Origin of the sequence: Streptomyces sp. NPDC012466 (assembly GCF_042955215.1) — a bacterium.
GTDB lineage: Bacteria > Actinomycetota > Actinomycetes > Streptomycetales > Streptomycetaceae > Streptomyces.
Window position 1 is genome coordinate 237,914 of sequence record NZ_JBIBEQ010000004.1, and the last position, 17,669, is coordinate 255,582.

Here is a 17,669-nt window from a genome sequence, read left to right on the forward strand (position 1 = left end):
GCCAGAACAGCCCGAACGCCTGGAAGAGAGCCTGTGCTTTGTCGGAGCCGAACGGCTCGCCGATGTACGCCACGATCCGGGGCGCCAGTGCCAGGATGATCGGAGCACACAGGTTGATCGCCTCAGATGTCCAGCAGTTCATGCGCGATCAGCTGGCGAGTGGGGTCGGTCCTGGTCCGGTCATGCCGTACGCCCGAGGATGAGGGCACGCACGATCGGGCGCCCCCGACCTGTGGCTGGCTCACGCGGAAGACTGAGGCCGTCACGGCCTGGCGCACGCCGGGACATGTCCCTCCCCCCGGCCGCCGTCTTCGACCGGAGCATGGTGCCGGCCGTACGGATCGAGGATCTCGTGGCCGGGCGCGCCGCCGGCTTCCGGGCCGCACGCCCTCAGTCGAGCGCGTCGGTCGGGATGGCCTGCTCCGTCCAGATGACCTTGCCGGTCGTCGTGTAGCGGGTCCCCCAGCGCTGGGCGAGCTGGGCCACGATCAGCAGTCCTCGCCCACCCTCGTCGGTGGTCCGGGCATGGCGCAACCGTGGTGAGGTGCTGGCGCCGTCGGAGACCTCGCAGATCAGGACGCGGTCCCGGATCAGGCGCAGTTCGACGGGTCCGGTCGCGTGGCGGATGGCGTTGGTGACCAGTTCGCTGACGATGAGTTCCGAGGTGAAGGTCAGGCCGGGCATGCCCCACGCGTCCAGTTGCCGGCCGACGAGACCCCGGGCGTGGGCGACCGCGGCCGGATCGCCGGGCAGGTTCCAGGAGACGACCTGGTCCGGGGCCAGGACGCGGGTCCGGGCGAGAAGCAGGGCCACGTCGTCGGACGGTGGGCCGGTCAGCAGGGCGTCCACCGTGCCCTGGCCGATCTCCTCCAGCGCCGGCCCGCGCGCCCCGAGGGCGTCGCCCAGCCGGTTGAGACCCACGTCGATGTCCCGGTCGTAGGTCTCGATGAGGCCGTCCGTGTAGAGGGCGAGGAGTGTGCCCTCGGCCAGCTCCACTTCGGTGGACTCGAAGGGGAGGTAGCCGAGCCCGAGGGGTGGTCCGGCGGGCAGCTCGAGAACGCCGGCGGTGCCGTCGCAACCGACGATCACGGGCGGGAGGTGGCCGGCCCTGGCCAGCGTGCACCGTCTGCTGACCGGGTCGTACACGGCGTACAGGCAGGTGGCCCCGAGGAACGCGGCGCCCGCGTTCTCGTCACCGGCCGCCGCCGGACCCTTGCCGTCGTACGCGCCCAGATGGCCGATGACGAGATCGTCGAGGTGGGCCAGCAGCTCGTCCGGAGGGAGGTCCAGGTCGGCGAGCGTGCGCACGGCGGTGCGCAGGCGGCCCATGGTCGCCGCCGCGTTCATGCCGTGCCCGACGACGTCTCCGACGACCAGGGCGACCCGGGCACCGGACAGCGGGATCACGTCGAACCAGTCACCGCCCACACCGCTGGGGGCGTCCGCGGGCAGGTACCAGGAGGCCACCTCCAGCGCGGAGCCTCCGGCCAGTTCCTGTGGCAGCAGATAGCGCTGCATGGAGCGGGCCGCGGTGCGTTCGCGGGTGAAGCGGCGTGCGTTGTCGACGGACACGGCGGCCCGGGAGACGAGTTCCTCGGCGAGACGCACGTCGTCGTCCTCGAACGGGCCGGTGCGGTCGGTGCGGGCGAACGTCGCCACCCCGAGGGTGACGCCACGCGCCCGCACAGGCACGACCATCACCGAGCGGAAGCCGAAGTCGCGGAAGGTCGAGCCCAGCGACTCGTCCTCGGTCACCCAGGCGCTGGCCGAAAGGTCGAGAATCCGCTCCACCAGGGTCCGGCTCTCCTGCAGGCACCGGGTCACCGGAGACAAGGCAGCACGCCTGACCGTTTCGCCCACGGCCAGGCTCGCCTCCGGACAGCCCTCGCGCACGGACTGCTGGCCCGCGCGGCGGATGGCGGGTGTCATGCCCACCGGGCCCGGCGCGGGTTCCTCGCCCCTCATGACCGAGTCCAGCAGATCGACGGCGACGAACTCGGCGACGGACGGCACCGCCTCCTCCGCCAGTTCCTGCGCTGTCCGCGTCACCTCCAGCGTGCTGCCGATCCGCGCACCGGCGTCGTTCAGCAGAGCCAGGCGCTCCTGGGCCCGCCAGCGCTCGGTGACGTCGACGACCATGTAGGAGACGCCGACGGTGCGGCCTTTGCGGTCCTTCATGCCGAAGAAGGAGGCGGAGCAGGCGCGGATCCGGTCGGGGGCGAGTTGGCTGGGGGCGCGGTACTCGTGGTCCAGCACCGGTTCCCCGGTCTCGAGGACCTTGCGCATCCGTTCCTCGAAGGCTTCGGCCTCCGACCGCGGCAGCACGTCCCTCACCTGTCGTCCCAGTCGTCGTTCGAGGGGGACGAGACGCTCCAGTGGTTCGTTCACCCAGACGTAGCGCAGGTCCGCGTCCAGGACGGCCATGCCGATGGGCGCGTCGTTGAGGAACGGCGTCACCATCAGCTGGCTCACGCCTCCGTTCGGCATCCGCCAGAAGGCGCGCTTGGGCGGCCGGCCGACGAATCTGCCGAAGAGCAGTGCGGCGGCCGTGGCGACCAGGACGCCCGGCACCATCTCGTAGATGCCGGACTCCAGGGGGCCGAGGAGCGGGTTGATCTGGTCCCACCACAGGACCGTGCCCGCGCCCGACACGATTCCGGCCATGGCACCGGCCCACGTCATGCGCGGCCAGTACAGGGAGAGGAGCACCACCGGGCCGAAGGCGGCTCCGAAGCCCGCCCAGGCCTGCCCGACGATGTCCAGCAGCCCGCCGCCCCTGAGCGCGATCACGTAGGCCACCAGGATCACCACGACGACGGCGCATCGGCCGACCAGCACCAGTGTCCGGTCCCCGGCCCGCCGGTGGAGGAACGCGCGGTAGAAGTCCTCGGTGAGGGCGGTGGACGACACGAGCAGCTGGCTGTCGGCGGTCGACATGATCGCGGCCAGGACGGCGATCAGCATCACACCGGCGACCCAGGGAGTGAGCAGGGTCCGGGCCAGGGTGATGTACACCGTGTCCGGTTCACCGAGCGGAGCGCCCGGCTGGGCGATGCCGACCAGGCCGACGAGGGTGGCGCCGGCGAGTACGACGGCGACCCAGACGGTGCCGATCCGGCGGGCCGCCGGGATCGCACGGGTACTGCGGATGCCCATGAAGCGGGCCAGGATGTGCGGCTGGCCGAAGTAGCCGAGGCCCCAGGCGAGCAGCGAGACCGTGGCCACGGTTCCGAGCGACCCGTCTGCCGACCACTGACCGTCCGCGTAGCCGACTCGGGCTCCCATGTCGAGCAGCTCCGGGGCTTTGCGGTCGAGGGCGCCCTCCAGGGACCCGAAACCGCCGAGCACCGTGACACCGGTCAGGGGGAGCACGACCAGTGCGAGGAACATCAGGCTCCCCTGCATCACATGCGTCATGCTCACGGCGAGGAAGCCGCCCAGGCAGGCGTAGACGACGATCAGCAGGGCGGTCAGGGTCACCCCGAGGCCGAAGCGGATGTCGAAGACCTGCTCGAACAGCAATCCGCCGGCCACCAGGCCGCTGGCCACATAGACGGTGAAGAACACCAGGGTGACGGCGGCCGACACCACTCGGAGCATCCGGGTGCGGTCCTCGAACCGCTCCTCCAGATAGGCCGACAGGCTCACGGCGTTCTCGGCGCGTTCGGTGTAGGTACGCAGCCGTGGGGCGACGAAGAGCCAGTTGAGGTAGGTGCCGATCACCAGGCCGACGGCGATCCAGCTGGCACCGAGGCCCGCCGCGTACACCGCTCCGGGCAAGGCGAGGAACAGCCAGCCCGACATGTCGCTGGCGCCTGCGGACAGGGCCGCGACGAAGGCGTTGAGTCTGCGGCCGCCGAGGGCGAAGTCCGTGAAGGTACGAGTGCGGGTGTACGCCCAGACGCCGATCCCGATCATGGCGGCCACATACACGAGGAACGTGGTCAGGATCGGCGCACTCACATCGAACATGTGGTCCTCGCCTGCGAGGGTCATGGGAGGGGCATGGCCATCGGCACGCCTGGCATTTTGTCTTGCCTTCGGTACAAATGTACAGATCCCGGCTGTGAGAGACGGCTGGGTGCGTGGGCCGCTCTTGATCGGTTCCGGGGCCGGACGGGGCGAGCGGTCAGGGGCACGCGTACGTGAAACGGGTGGTGGCCGTGCGCTCGGCCGGGGACAGGATGCGCAGTTCGGCCCGGGCCGTGCGGTGCCCCGGCCCCTGGAAGGTCCACCGCAGATGCAGCCGTGCCCGCTTCTGTCCCCGGACCATCACCTCTTCCAGGACGCCCGAGGCGGTGCCGTCGCTGCGGACCCAACGGTAGGACAGGGTGCCCGGGCGGCCGTTCGTGGTGACGAGGGCGACGACGGACGCGGTGCCGTCGCAGCCGAGTTCTGTCGGCCGGGCCGTGACCGTGGCCGCGCTGACCGTGAGAGGCGGCCCGAGCCGCTGCCAGGCGAGGAACGCGAGGACGCAGAGCACGACGAGCACGGGCAGTGCGTGTCTGCGAGGCCGGTGACGCCGGGGTGGGGGAGCCGGGGCGGCGGCGAGCATCCGGTGGGTGCGGTGCGCGAGGGTGGCGGTCACGCCCGGACCGAACCGAAGCACGGTGCCCTCGACGCGGTCGGGCGGCACCGGCCGTTTCCGCGCCGCCTGTTCGACGAGGGTCTCGTCACGTTCGGGGCGCTCGACCCAGTGGCTGGCCAGCACAGTGGCGCTGTACTCGGCGTCGGCCGGGCCCGGCCCGTCGCCCGGGGCGCCGCTGCCGGCGGGCCGGAGGTCCCGGGTCGTGCCGGGGACGCGGGTGGCAGCGCCCCCTTCGGGTGCCGGTACGAGCACCTCGGTCCGCTCGTCCACGGAGCGCAGCGTCTGAGCCGGCCGGCCGGCGGTGGGCAGCACCTCGGTCCGCTCGTCCATGGATGGCAGCGTCTGAGCCGGCCGGCCGGCGGTGGGCAGCACCTCGGTGGGCTCGTCGACCGGTCCCGGCGTCTCGGTGGGCTCGCAGGCGGGCGGGGGAGCGTGGTCGTCGTATGCGGTCATCGGAGGTCGCACCGCCTGGTGAGGAGCTGCTGCGAGGCGCCTCCGTCGGCGGCGGCCGGGGTCGTGGTGGCCTGTACCGCCCAGTAACAGTCCAGGGTCTGGAAGGTGTGGTCGACGGTGAGCGTGTACTGGGTGGCGCCGCTGCGTTCGAAGGTCTGGGACGCGCCGTCCTGAGTGCCCAGCCGGCCCGCCGCGGGGCCCGTGAACCAGGAGATCGTGATCGAGACCGGGCCGGTGCCCTCCGTGGTGATTCCGATGGTGGCGGTGGCGGTCGTGGGACCTGTCTGCCGGAACGCCGACACCACGACGTCCTTGACGGCGGGCGCGGCAGGCGGGGCGGGCGTGGTGGTCGTGGGTGTCGCCGCGGTGGCCGGGCCGCCGGGCGCGGTGGTCTCCTGGTCGCCGGAGGGGGTGGCGGGGGCCGGGGGTGCATCCGAACCGGTGGTCGTCGGGGCCGAGGGCGATGCGGTGGGTGACGGCGAGGGCCCGGCCGACTCGGTGGGCGTGGTGGACGCCGACGGCGGGGAGTCCTTGGGAGCGGGCGGAGCCGCCGGCCCCCGGCCGGACTGCGGGCTGGTGGTGGCCAGGGCCTGGGCCGACCGCTGCGCGGCGGTCCCCGGGTCGAACGGGACCCCGAGGGTCAGGAGGGCACCGAGAGCCGCGGCGACGGCGGACACGAGCAGTCCCGGCCGGCCGGGTAGCCACGACTGCGCCGGGCCTCGTCCCGGCTGACGGCGCAGGACCGTGCGTGCCGTGTCCGTGGTGCTGCGGGGTGCTTCGCGGGTCGAGGGCAGGAGCAGCGGCAGCAGGGCCACCAGGGCGGCCAGCCGGTCCCGGCCGCGTTCCTCCCAGTCGGGGCCGTAGGCGGTGCCGGCGGCGGCCTCCAGTTCCGCGACGAGATCCTCGGCGCGGGCGGGCCGTTCCTCGGGGTTCTTGGCCAGGCCTCGGCGCACCAGGTCCCGCAGCGCCTCCGGGGCCTGCTCGGCCGGCACGGGCGCGTCGACGTGCTGGAGCGCGAGTTCGGCCAGGTTGTCGCCCAGGTACGGCTTGTGGCCCGTCAGGCATTCGAAGAAGGTGGCCGTGGCCGCGTACACGTCGGCGGTGGGGGAGGCCGGCGCACCGGTCCACTGCTCGGGGGCCATGTAGGAGGGGGTTCCGGCCACGCCCGAGCTGGTGCCCGCGTCCACCGCGATCCCGAAGTCGACCAGCTTGGAGCATCCATCCGCTGCGACCAGGACGTTCTCCGGCTTGTAGTCGCGGTGAACGACACCGATCCGGTGGGCGTCGGCCAGTCCGAGCAACGATCCCTTGAGGATGACGAGCGCGGCCTCGGGGTCGAGGGGGCCCTCCCGCTTCAGCAGCGCACGCAGCGAGACGCCGTCGACCAGCTCCATCACGATGGCGGCGCCGTCCGGGCTCTCCACGTACTCGTACAGCCCGGCGACGTAGGCGCTCTCCAGCCCGGCCAGCAGGCGCGCCTCAGCTCGGAAGTCGTGCACGAAGCCCGGCCGGGTGCGCAGGGACTCGCTGAGGTACTTCACCGCGACCGGAATGCCGGTCTCCTCGTGGACGGCCAGGACGACCCGCCCGCTCGCCCCTTCCCCGAGTTCGAGCGACCCGGTGTACCCGGGCACTTCCCACGTGTTCATCGCTTCCCCCCTGGGCCGCCGTTCGGCGGCGGCCGGCCCCGTGCTCGAAGACACATCTTTCGGCCACTGCGGTTGCGTGGCCAGAAGTATGCGCGAGGCGTGCCCGGACCGTGACAGACCCGCCGGGTGAACGGGATGTTTCCCTTCGGTACCGCTACTGCGCCGCGTCCGGCAGGCCGAGCAGGAGCAGTGTCACGTCGTCGTCATGGGTGGCCGTGTCCGGGACGAGGGTTCCGAGCAGCCGGTCCGCGGCCCGGTCCAGCGTGTCCGGGTCCGGGGGAACGCCCTTCAGTTCGCGGTCGAGGGTGTGGGCGAGGACGTCGATCTGGGCCTCGATGTCGGTACCGGGACGTTCGACCAGCCCGTCGGTGTACAGCGCGAGTGTGCTGCCCGGCGGCAGCGGGTGGCTGGCGTCCTCGAACGGCAGTGACATGCCGGACGAGTCGTTGACACCCAGCGGCACACCGACCGGGGCTCCCAGCCGGCAGACCGGTCCGCCGGGCGGCAGGGCGATGACGGGAAGGTGTCCGGCCGAGCACAGGGTGACCTCGTTCGCCTCCTGGTCGATCACCAGGTAGACGCACGTGACCAGTTGGTCCGCCAGGTCGCTCACGAACGCGTCCAGCCCGGTCATGAGCACACCGGGCGTGGCGCCCGTGCGGGCCAGGGCGTGGGAGGCGGCGCGCAACTGCCCCATGACGGCCGCGGCCTCCAGGCCCCGGCCCATCACGTCGCCGACGAGGACGCCTGTGCGGCGCTTGTCGAGGGGGATGACGTCGAACCAGTCGCCGCCGACGCCGGGGTCCTGGACGGACGCCAGGTACCGGTGGGCGCTGGGCAGGTACGCGAGGCGGGGCGGCTGCCCCATGAGGCTGTGCTGCAGGGTGTAGGCGATCCGGCGCTGTTGCTCGTAGCGCTCGGCGCGTTCGGTCTCCGCCCGTCTGCGCTCGGTGATGTCCCGCACGGTCAGGAAGACGAGGGTCTCCTGCTCGGACTCGAGGCTGCTGACACTCACCTCGACAGGGAACTCCGAGCCGTCGTCGCGCAGTCCGTACAGGTCCCGGTCCCAGACCACGGGCCTCGGATCGCGCAGGCGGAGGTAGGCGCCCAGGAGGGCGCCGTGCCGCCGTCGCCGCGGGACGGGCGCCAAGTGGACCACGTCGGTGCCGACGAGGTCGCCCGGCGAACGGCCGAAGAGGCGGGTGACCTGCGGGTTGGCCATGACCACGGTGCCGTCGCCGTCCGTGATCAGGGTGGCGTCGGGCGCGGATTCCAGCAGCGCCCGGAACCGCCGGTGGGACCGTTGGGCCTCGCGCTGGGCCGCGACGCGGTCGGTGATGTCGGTGACCACGCCGCAGACGGCGTAGGGCATGCCGGAGGTGTCGGTGAGCGGGAAGAGCGTGGAGAGGAACTCCCGAGGGCCCCCCGGAAGGGCGAGCAGTTCCTCTCGCTGCACCGGCTTGCCCTCCGCCAGCATCGCAAGGTCGGCGGCCCGCGCTCGTCGTCCCAGATCGGACGGCATGACGTCCTGGTCCCGGCGGCCGAGGACCTGCTCCCGGCGCAGGCCCAGGCTCTGCTCGAACGTCGTGTTGACCGCCAGGAAGCGTCCGTCGAGATCCTTGATGAACACCACCGCGGGCGTGTGATCCATGAAGGCCTGAAGCAGTTCGTTCTGGCGTACCTGCCACTCCAGCCGCGCGTGAGCCGCTTCCACCCGTCGGCCCACCGCCAGGGTCGTGAAGATCACCGACGTGAACACGGCCACGTGACCGCAGACGAGCACTGCGGTACCCAGCCGCACCCCGAACACGCCCGCGTCCTCACCCGCAAGGACACCCCAGCCCAGCAGCGGCGGCACCACCACCACCGTGACGAACAGCCATCGTCCCAGCGCACCCGTCGTACCCGCGTTCCACAGCAGCCCTGCGGGACCCTCGTCCGGGCGGGTCAGGAAGAGGGCCGTGCCCATCAGCACGAGAGCCAGAGCGGTGTGCAGGGCCATGCCCGTGTAGGCACCGAACCGCTCCAGTTCGGGCACCGCGTAGGCGGACCCGTACAGCCGCAGCATGCCCAGGGCTCCGACGGCCAGGCCCGGGATCTGACTCACCCAGGCGGGGACCCGGGACGCCCCGGCGCACAGGGCGGCCACCCCCGCGAGCGTGAGCGCCGCGGCCGTGTTCGGCGCCATCCGTCCCGGCGTGCCCGTTCCCACCCCGGCGGTGGAGTCCTTGAAGAGCAGCTCGTCGACGCCCAGGCCCGCCCCCGTCGCGTACTCCACGAGGGTCAGCACGCCGAGCACGGCGGCCAGGGCCGCCGCCGCCCGGGCCGCGGCGAGGGCGCGCGGGCGGACCGCACCGCGGGCGATCACGCACAAGGAGAAGCCGAGTGCCACGAGCGCCACGGCGGTGTTGAGCTTCATCGACACCGCGGCACCGGGCAGCACCTTCTTCAGCACGTCGGTGTCGGAGATCCATCCGGCCAGGCTCACCAGCCCGAGCAGACCACCCGTCAGGGCAGCGGCCCCGGCCACGGTACGTACGGCGCCGAGAACAGGAGGGTGGAACGGCAGGCCGTCGACCCGCTCCGCGCGACGCGCGCCAGACAGCCCCGGCGTCCGCTGCTCCCTCGTCACCGCATTCTCATCCCTGCCGGGAGACTGCCCGATCCTCGCGGATCAGCCTGAAGAGTATTAAAAGGGTATATGCCAGGTTCGACGCCGACCCTGTGAGGCGAGCGCCTCCCGCCCTCGGCAGCCCGTCCGGCGTGCCCCGCTGCCACGAACGCGGCGCCGCCCGGCCCATGCACCCCTCCGCCACCGCCCCCTGCGTTTCCCCGCACAGGAGCCATGCCCCCGAACCACCTGCGCCGTCGACTGCGCCGGCTCGCACGATGAAGCCCGGGCCGTTCTGATGAGTTTTCGCGCCCGAACCCGTCACACCTACGAGGGGACACGACGACGCGGAAGGATGACGTGATGAGTGCGGACACGCGGCTGGAGGAGCTGGACGTGAGCGGTCTGGGCGCGAGCGGGCTGGACGAGGCCGACGAGCCGGCGTTCTCGGGGCTGGTGGAGCGGCACCGGCGGGAGCTGCACGTGCACTGCTACCGGATGCTCGGGTCGTTCGAGGACGCCGAGGACACCGTGCAGGAGACGTTCCTCCGTGCCTGGCGGCGGCGGGAGACGTTCGAGGGCCGGTCGACGTTCCGGGCCTGGCTGTACCGGATCGCCACGAACGCCTGCCTGGACCTGCTCGCCAAGTGCCGCCCGGAGCCCGCGACGGGCGGCGAGGTGCTGTGGCTGCAGCCCTACCCGGACCGGCTGCTCGACGAGCTGCCCGCGGGCGACGCGGACGAGCCGGAGACCGTCGCCGTGGCGCGGGAGACGATCGAGCTGGCGTACCTGGTGGCGGTCCAGCACCTCGCGCCGCGCCCGCGGGCCGTGCTGATCCTGCGGGACGTGCTCGGCTGGCCGGCGAAGGACGTCGCCGAGTGTCTCGGGGACTCCGTCAACTCGGTGAACAGCGCGCTGCAGCGGGCCCGCGCCGGGATGCGGGAGCACCTGCCCGCCGAACGGCAGGACTGGACCGGCGGTGAACAGGACGCCGGGACGCGCGAGCTGGTGCGCCGCTATACCGACGCCAGCGTGGCCACGGACGTCGGCGTGCTCGCCGCGATGCTGCGGGACGATGTCCGCTGCTCGATGCCGCCCACACCGGGCCTGTACGTGGGCCGCGACACGGTGGTGAACGACTGGGTCGAGAGCGGCTTCGAGGGCATGAAGGGCCTGCGGGGCGTCCCCACCTCCGTGAACCGGCAGCCCGCCGTCGCCTTCTACCTCTGGCGGAAGCGGGAGGGCGCGTACCTGCCGCTGACGATCGACGTCCTGCGCGTCACCGGCGGGGCGATCACCGAGATCATCACGTTCCACGACGACCGGTTCCCGCGGCTCGGGCTGCCGGAGCGCCTGCCGGCTGACGGCACCGCATAGGCCCGGTGTGGACGCCGGCTGGTGCGATGGCGATGAATCCGGCGACCCGCACCTCGTACCACTCCCCTTCCGGGACAGCATGCTGCGGCTCGCGGGCTCTGCTGCAGCGGTGCTGAGGCGCGAGCCGGATTCTTCGCAGTCCGGCAGGCTGAAGATGTTGAGAACGTGCCACCGGCTCCGTCCCAGGGACATCAGCGGCCGCCACCGGCTGCACCAGGAAGAAGGAGAAGCCAGCATGGCGATTCAGCGGATGGACAACGTCGGCATCGTCGTCGAGGACGTGGATGCCGCCATCGCGTTCTTCGTGGAACTCGGTATGGAGCTGGAGGGCAGGACGGAGGTCGAGGGCCCCGTCGCCGACCAGTGCACCGGACTCGACGGCGTCCACTGTGACATCGCGATGCTCCGGACGCCGGACGGTCACAGCCGGCTCGAGCTGGCGAAGTACCGCAGCCCCGAGGTGATCAGCCCCGTTCCGCGCAACCGGCCGCACAACGTTCTGGGCACGCACCGCGTCATGTTCGCCGTCGACGACATCGAGGACACCGTCGCCCGCCTGCACCCTCACGGCGCCGAACTCCTCGGCCGGATCGCCCGGTTCGAGGACAGCTATCTGCTCTGCTACGTCCGCGGACCGGAGGGCATCATCGTCGGACTGGCCGAGCAACTGCGCTGAAAGGCGGAGCCGGACCATGCAGCCGGACGAGATCATCGAGATGCCCTCGCGCATAAACGCCGGAGCCGGCTGTGACCGCACCTCGGAGACGATTTCGGCAGTGCTTGGGCGGTCCGTACTTGGTCGAGGCGATCCTTCACGCAACCATGGGCGGGACCGACCGAGTCGTCGGTCGGTCTCCGAGGGCAGAGGGCGCGTATGGACGTTCGGCAGCTGCAATACTTCCTCGCGATCGTTGATCGTGGAGGCTTCAACCGTGCGGCCTCGGCTCTGTACGTGTCGCAGCCGTCGCTGTCGCAGGCCGTGCGGGCGCTGGAGCGTGATCTCGGCTCCGAGCTGTTCCATCGCATCGGGCGCAGGGCGGTGCTGACGGAGGCCGGAAGGGCCCTGATCGAGCCTGCCCGGGAGGCAGTGCGGAGTCTGGAGACGGCGCGGGCGAGTGTCGCGGCGGTGCATGACCTGCGTGAGGGGCGCCTGGATGTGGCGTCGATGCCGTCGCAGGCGGTGGAGCCACTGACGACTTTGGTGAGTGCCTTCTGCCACCGGTATCCCGGCGTCTCCGTGGCCATCAACGCGGCGTTCACGTCGCGTGATGTGATCGACATGGTGCGTACGGGTGCCGTGGAGCTGGGGCTCCTGGCGTCCGCCGGTCCGGTCCCCGACAAGGAGGTCGTCTCGCATGCGCTGGGGCGGCAGCGTTTCGTGCTGGTGGTGCCGGCCGACGGCCCGTTCGCCGGCCGGACGGCGGTGGAGTGCCGGGAGCTCGCGGGACAGCGGCTGATCGTCGGGCAGCCGGGTACCGGGATGCGCGCCTACGTCGACGCGCTGCGGGAGCAGGGCATCGAGTTCACCGTCGCCGCCGAGACGGAGCACCGCGTGTCGCTCATGCCCCTGGTGCTGGCCGGGGTCGGGCTCGCGGTCGTCACGGACTCCTGGCGGGATCTCGCCGGGCGACTGGGCACCCGAGTCCTGGACATCGAGCCGGAGACCACCTTGGACATCGCCCTGGTCAGCCGCCGCGGCAGTCTGTCGCCCGCAGCCGCCGCGTTCGTCACGAGCGCGACCTCGGCAACCGACAGCTGATAGACGCCCCTTATAAGGGAGATCCGTTCTGCGTCTTGGACGCGCCACGGACCGCCGCGCTGCAATGGTCGGCATGACGACGAACCACCGCATCGCCCTGATCCCCGGCGACGGCATCGGCGCCGAGGTGCTGCCCCCGGCACGGCAGGTGCTCGATGTTCTCGGCCGCCGCCACGGCTTCAGCCTGTCCTACACCTCGTACGACGACTGGTCGTGCGAGCGGTACCTGCGGGAGGGCGCCATGATGCCCGCCGACGGGATCGACCAGCTGCGCGACAAGGACGCGATCCTGCTGGGTGCGGTGGGATACCCGGGGGTGCCCGACCATGTCTCGCTGTGGGGGCTGCTGATCCCGATCCGGCGCAGCTTCCGCCAGTACGTCAACCTCCGGCCCATCCGTGTCTTCGAAGGCATCGACAGTCCGGTGCGCGGCGCGCGGCCGGGCGAGGTCGATGTCGTCGTCGTGCGCGAGAACATGGAAGGCGAGTACAGCGAGGTCGGCGGCCGTCTCAACCGCGGCTTCCCGGAGGAGATGGCCGTGCAGGAGGCCGTGTTCACCCGGGCCGGCGTCACACGCGTGCTGGACTACGCCTTCACGCTCGCCTCCCAGCGCGGCGGACGTCTGACCTCCGCGACCAAGTCGAACGGCATCGTGCACACCATGCCGTTCTGGGACCAGCTCGTCACCGAGCGGGCCGCGTCGTTCCCGCAGGTCGCCTGGGACCAGGAGCACATCGACGCGCTCGCGGCCAAGTTCGTCCTCGAACCAGGCCGCTTCGACGTCGTCGTCGCCTCCAACCTCTTCGGCGACATCCTCAGCGACCTCGCGGCCGCGGTCGCCGGATCCATCGGCATCGCCCCGGCGGCCAACCTCAACCCCGAGCGCGACTTCCCCTCGATGTTCGAGCCGGTGCACGGCTCCGCGCCCGACATCGCGGGCCAGGGCATCGCCAACCCGCTGGGCGCGATCTGGTCCGCAGGCATGATGCTCGACCACCTCGGCCATCCCGCCGCGGCCAGGGACATCACGGACGCGATCGCGTCGGTCCTGGCCAAGACCGATACCCGCACCCGTGACCTGGGCGGAACCGCGACCACCGCCGAGTTCACCGACAAGCTGATCGAACTCCTCTGAGCCGTCCACCCAGACCACACCATCGAAAGGAGCGACCTCATGCGCATACCGAAGCGCGTCGCCGTGATCGGTGCCGGCAGCATGGGCAGCCAGGCCATGTGGCGACTGGCCGCCCGCGGAGCCGAGGTCATCGGCTACGACCGATACGCCCCGGGGCACGACCGCGGCGCGGCCGGGGGCGAGAGCCGCATGTTCCGAGCCGTCCACCTCGGCGACGCCAGATACACCCCGCTGCTGAAGCTCGCGGACGGGCTGTGGGAGCGGCTCCAGGCGGAGACCGGCCGCTCGCTGCGACGCAGCAGCGGCTGCCTCGTGATGGGAGAGACCGCCTCACGGGACATGCAACTCCTCCTCTCCGCCAGCGCCGCCCATGGTCTGGATCACGAGGTACTGGACCACGACGCCCTCGCCCGTCGCTACCCGCAGCATCGTCTCGCGGACGGACACACCGCCGTCCTCGACCGGCAGGGCTCCATCATCAGGCCGGAGGCGTCGATCCAGGCCGCCGCGGGGCGGGCCGAGCAGTTGGGCGCCCGGCTGCACCGCTACACCCCGGTGCGGGAGGTCGTCCCCGCGGCTGGGGGCGGCGTGCAGATCGTCACCGACCACGGCACGGACCACGTGGACGCCGCCGTGGTGACCGTGGGCCCCTGGATCAACACCCTGCTCCCGGACCTCCCACGGGCCGTCGAGGTCCGCCGGGTGATCTGCTCCTGGCACCTGCCCACCCGCCACGACTGGTTCGCGGGCGGGGCTCCCGCCTTCTTGCGCGGCACACCCCACGACTGCTTCGGAATCCCGTCGCCCGACGGCATCTCCGTCAAGCTCGGTCTGTCCTTCAGGTACCACGCGTCGGTGCCCGAGCCCGAACGGCTCGACCGTACGGTCCGCCCCGAGGAACTCACCGTCTTCCACGAGCTCATCCGTGAACTCATGCCCGACCTGAACCCCGACCCCATCAGGACGTCGGCCTACATGGAGGGCTACACGAATCCGCCCGGTTCGCCGTCCGGGTACCCGCTCGTCGGACATCTCCCCGGCGAGGACGACATCATCGTCATGGCCGGATTCTCCGGCAGCGGCTTCAAGTTCTCGCCCGCGATGGGAGAGATCGCCGCCGACCTGGCACTCGACGGCACCACTGATCACCCGATCGACTTCCTCGCTCCGGCAGGAGTCGGCGCCGCTTGATCCCCGGCGGTCACGACACATCACCCCCACATCGACATCTCTGTCATGGGGTCATGTCCGAACGGGCCGGCCCTGGCCCCAATCGGTTTGAGCTCCTCCAGGGACTACGGTGACGTAGTCGTATCCGTGCGTCACCGGGTCGCAGCCGCGGTCCAGAAAAACCAGCTTGCGGAAACACCATGCTCGGCACTGACGCCGACGCACTTCGTCCCGCCCGGACAGCCCTCAAGGACCTCCCACCCCTACCTCAGCGCGTTCCGTTCCCCGGAGAGCATCACGCACCTGGAGCGCTCGGCTACGAGGCGGTGGCCGGCATCGCCAAGGAGACCCTCAGCACCGGACGCGGGTTCGCCGAACTCTCCCTGGAGAAGGTCCTCTTGCTCGCCCGTGCGTTCGCCGAGCTGCTCCGTCCCGAGGTCGTCGGGGGACCCGGGCAAAGCCTCGTGTGACGTGATGAAGCGCGACCTCGACTGACGTTCCCGCGCACCTACTCGTAACAGGTCAGGAATTCGCCATGTCTCTACCCCTCCATGCCCAGACGCGGCCCGTACCCGAGGCCGCGGTGCTGGGAGGGCTGCCTCCAGTCCGCGAGGTGAGCGCCGCGGAAGTGGCCGCCCGCGTGTCGGGCGGCCCCCGTCTCGTCGTCCTCGACGACGATCCGACCGGCACCCAGACGGTCGCCGACGTGCCCGTCCTGACGTCCTGGACGGTGGACGACCTGCGTTGGGCGCTGCGGCAGGACAGCACCGTCTTCTTCGTGCTCACCAACACCCGCAGCCTGTCCCCCGCGGACGCGACCGCCCGCAACCGCGAGGTGGTCCGCGCCCTGCACGCCGCGGCGGCGGCCGAGGGTACCGGCTACGTCCTGGCCAGCCGGGGGGACTCGACACTGCGCGGCCACTTCCCGCTGGAGACCGATGTCCTCGCCGAAGAGCTGGCCGAGCTGGACGTCGGCGCTCCGGACGGAGTGGTACTGGTCCCCGCCTACATCGAGGCGGGGCGGCTGACCGTCGGCTCCCGCCACTGGATGCGGACGGCCGACGGGCTGCTGCCTGTCGGCGAGAGCGAGTTCGCCCGCGACGCCACCTTCGGCTACCGCAGCTCGTCGCTGCCCGAGTGGGTCGAGGAGAGGACGGGCGGACGCGTGCCCGCGGACGAGGTCCTGCGCGTCACCCTCGACGACCTGCGCGGCGGCGGCCCGGCGCACACCGCGCGGCTGCTGTCCTCACTGCGCGGCGGACGCACGGCCGTGGTCGACGCGGTGTGCGACGACGACCTGCGGGTGCTCGCCCTTGCCCTCGCGGAGGCGGAGGAGAACGGTACGCGGCTGCTCTACCGGGTCGGGCCGTCCTTCGTCAGGGCCCGCGCCGGACAGGCGGCGCGGGCACCGCTCACCCCGGCGCAGCTGCGCCCGCTGCGCGGGGACGCCCCGCACGGTCTCATCGCCGTGGGGTCGCATGTCGCGTTGACGACGCGGCAGTTGGACCGGCTGCGTGAGCGAGGCGGGATCGCCGAGTACGAGCTGGACGTGGCTCTCCTGCTCGACGAGGAGCGGCGTGACGCCCACATCGCCGACGTCGCGGCCGCGGCCGCCGGCGCGCTGGACTCGGCCGACGCCGTGATCCGCACCTCCCGCGTACTGGTGACGGGTGCCGACGCGGACGACAGCCTGGCGATCTCCCGCCGGGTCTCCGCCGCGCTCGTGGAGGCCGTGCGCCAGGTCAACGCCACCCGGCGGCCGGCCTTCGTCGTCGCGAAGGGCGGTATCACCTCCAGCGACACCGCCACCCACGGCCTTCGGATCCGCCGTGCCTGGGCCCGGGGCACGCTGCTCCCCGGCATCGTCTCGCTCTGGGAGCCCGCGGACGGCCCTGCCGCCGGCATCCCCTACATCGTCTTCGCCGGGAACGTCGGGGGAACCGACGCGCTCGCCGACGCCCTCGACCTGCTGAGGAGCGCCTGATGCTGCTGCACGGAACCGATGCCCTGAAGGAGGCAGCGGCCGCCGGTCACGCCCTGGCCGGGTTCGTCGCCTACAACCTGGAGACGGTCCAGGGCATCACGGCCGCCGCCGAGGACGCCGGACGGCCGGTCGTCATCCAGGCGGGCTCCAGCCCCTTCAAGCACGCCGGGCGCCACGCCCTGATGCGGCTTGCGCTGGACGCGGCCGAACACTCCGCCGCCCGCCTCGGGGTGCACCTCGATCACAGCCGGGACCTGGACGAGATCACGGCCTGCCTGGAGGCGGGCTACACCTCCGTCATGGTCGACGGCTCCCATCTGCCGTTCGCCGAGAACATCGCATTGACGAAGGAGACGGTCCGGCGGGCTCGTCACCACGGTGCCTGGGTGGAGGCCGAGCTCGGTGCCCTGCCGGGCGACGAGGACGTCTCCACCGACGCCGTCGCGCAGGCCGCGGCGATGACAGATCCGCGGCAAGCGGCCGAGTTCGTGGCCGCGACGGGCGTGGACGCGCTCGCCGTCGCCGTCGGCAACGTCCACGGCTTCACCACGCACCCGGTCCGCCTGGACCTGGAACGGCTGGCCGCGATCCACGAGGCCGTACCGGTCCCGCTCGTCCTGCACGGCGCCAGCGGTCTGCCCGTCGAGGAGCTGCACGGCGCCCTCGCCCGAGGCGTCGCCAAGGTCAACGTCAACGCCGAACTGCGCCGCGCCTGTCTGGAGGCCGTCCGCGCGACCCTCCCGTCCGCGCTGCCCGGTTCCGACATCGCCTCCCTGTGGGCGGCGGGCCGCGACGCGGTCCGGGACGCCGCCCTGGAGGTCATCGGCCGCCTGAGCCCCCGGGCCGAGGGGGGACACGCGTGACCTGAACTCAGCCCCGCGTCCCCCGAGTCGCACCACACCGACGGGCACAAGACCGTCGTACGTTCCCCCGGCCGTGCGCG

Annotated in this window: 12 protein-coding genes; 8 read left to right on the top strand and 4 right to left on the bottom strand. The window is 71.8% G+C overall.

What is annotated here, in order from left to right; all coding sequences use genetic code 11:
- Nucleotides 1–390: 390 nt before the first annotated feature.
- The 4 genes from putP to ACFY9E_RS17010 form a co-directional block, all read right to left on the bottom strand.
- Nucleotides 391–3,972 carry a sodium/proline symporter PutP gene (gene putP, locus ACFY9E_RS16995; protein WP_390985098.1) on the bottom strand — a complete coding sequence of 1,194 codons (3,582 nt, stop codon included), beginning with the start codon at nucleotides 3,970–3,972 and terminating at the stop codon, nucleotides 391–393.
- Between the two features lie 157 nt (nucleotides 3,973–4,129).
- On the bottom strand, nucleotides 4,130–5,041 hold the full coding sequence (locus ACFY9E_RS17000; RefSeq protein WP_390984263.1) for a hypothetical protein: 912 nt from the start codon (nucleotides 5,039–5,041) through the stop codon (nucleotides 4,130–4,132).
- Nucleotides 5,038–6,690: a protein kinase gene (locus ACFY9E_RS17005; protein WP_390984265.1), complete on the bottom strand. Its 1,653-nt coding sequence runs from the start codon at nucleotides 6,688–6,690 to the stop codon at nucleotides 5,038–5,040. Before ACFY9E_RS17005 ends, ACFY9E_RS17000 begins: the two co-directional genes overlap by 4 nt.
- A gap of 154 nt (nucleotides 6,691–6,844) precedes the next feature.
- Complete coding sequence (locus ACFY9E_RS17010; protein ID WP_390984267.1) at nucleotides 6,845–9,322, bottom strand: PAS domain S-box protein; 2,478 nt, start codon at nucleotides 9,320–9,322, stop codon at nucleotides 6,845–6,847.
- 342 nt (nucleotides 9,323–9,664) lie between these two features.
- Between ACFY9E_RS17010 and ACFY9E_RS17015 the strand changes: the two genes are divergently transcribed.
- The 8 genes from ACFY9E_RS17015 (at nucleotide 9,665) to ACFY9E_RS17050 (ending at nucleotide 17,589) form a co-directional block, all read left to right on the top strand.
- Nucleotides 9,665–10,678: an RNA polymerase subunit sigma-70 gene (locus ACFY9E_RS17015; protein ID WP_390984270.1), complete on the top strand. Its 1,014-nt coding sequence runs from the start codon at nucleotides 9,665–9,667 to the stop codon at nucleotides 10,676–10,678.
- Between the two features lie 235 nt (nucleotides 10,679–10,913).
- The gene (locus ACFY9E_RS17020) at nucleotides 10,914–11,354 is read left to right on the top strand and encodes a VOC family protein (RefSeq protein ID WP_390984273.1); all 441 of its coding nucleotides are present in this window, start codon (nucleotides 10,914–10,916) and stop codon (nucleotides 11,352–11,354) included.
- A 198-nt stretch (nucleotides 11,355–11,552) separates the two neighbouring features.
- Complete coding sequence (locus ACFY9E_RS17025) at nucleotides 11,553–12,437, top strand: LysR substrate-binding domain-containing protein (RefSeq protein WP_390984275.1); 885 nt, start codon at nucleotides 11,553–11,555, stop codon at nucleotides 12,435–12,437.
- 73 nt (nucleotides 12,438–12,510) lie between these two features.
- Nucleotides 12,511–13,572, top strand: coding sequence for a tartrate dehydrogenase (locus tag ACFY9E_RS17030; RefSeq protein WP_390984278.1), 1,062 nt, complete (start codon nucleotides 12,511–12,513; stop codon nucleotides 13,570–13,572).
- A gap of 39 nt (nucleotides 13,573–13,611) precedes the next feature.
- Complete coding sequence (gene solA, locus ACFY9E_RS17035) at nucleotides 13,612–14,763, top strand: N-methyl-L-tryptophan oxidase (protein WP_390984280.1); 1,152 nt, start codon at nucleotides 13,612–13,614, stop codon at nucleotides 14,761–14,763.
- Nucleotides 14,764–14,942: 179 nt separating this feature from the next.
- Nucleotides 14,943–15,212 carry a hypothetical protein gene (locus ACFY9E_RS17040; RefSeq protein WP_390984283.1) on the top strand — a complete coding sequence of 90 codons (270 nt, stop codon included), beginning with the start codon at nucleotides 14,943–14,945 and terminating at the stop codon, nucleotides 15,210–15,212.
- A 65-nt stretch (nucleotides 15,213–15,277) separates the two neighbouring features.
- Entirely contained in the window at nucleotides 15,278–16,726 is a 1,449-nt protein-coding gene (locus ACFY9E_RS17045) for a four-carbon acid sugar kinase family protein (protein ID WP_390984286.1), read from the top strand.
- Nucleotides 16,726–17,589 (top strand): ketose-bisphosphate aldolase, encoded by an 864-nt coding sequence (locus tag ACFY9E_RS17050; protein WP_390984289.1) that lies wholly within the window; start codon nucleotides 16,726–16,728, stop codon nucleotides 17,587–17,589. Before ACFY9E_RS17045 ends, ACFY9E_RS17050 begins: the two co-directional genes overlap by 1 nt.
- Nucleotides 17,590–17,669: the final 80 nt, after the last annotated feature.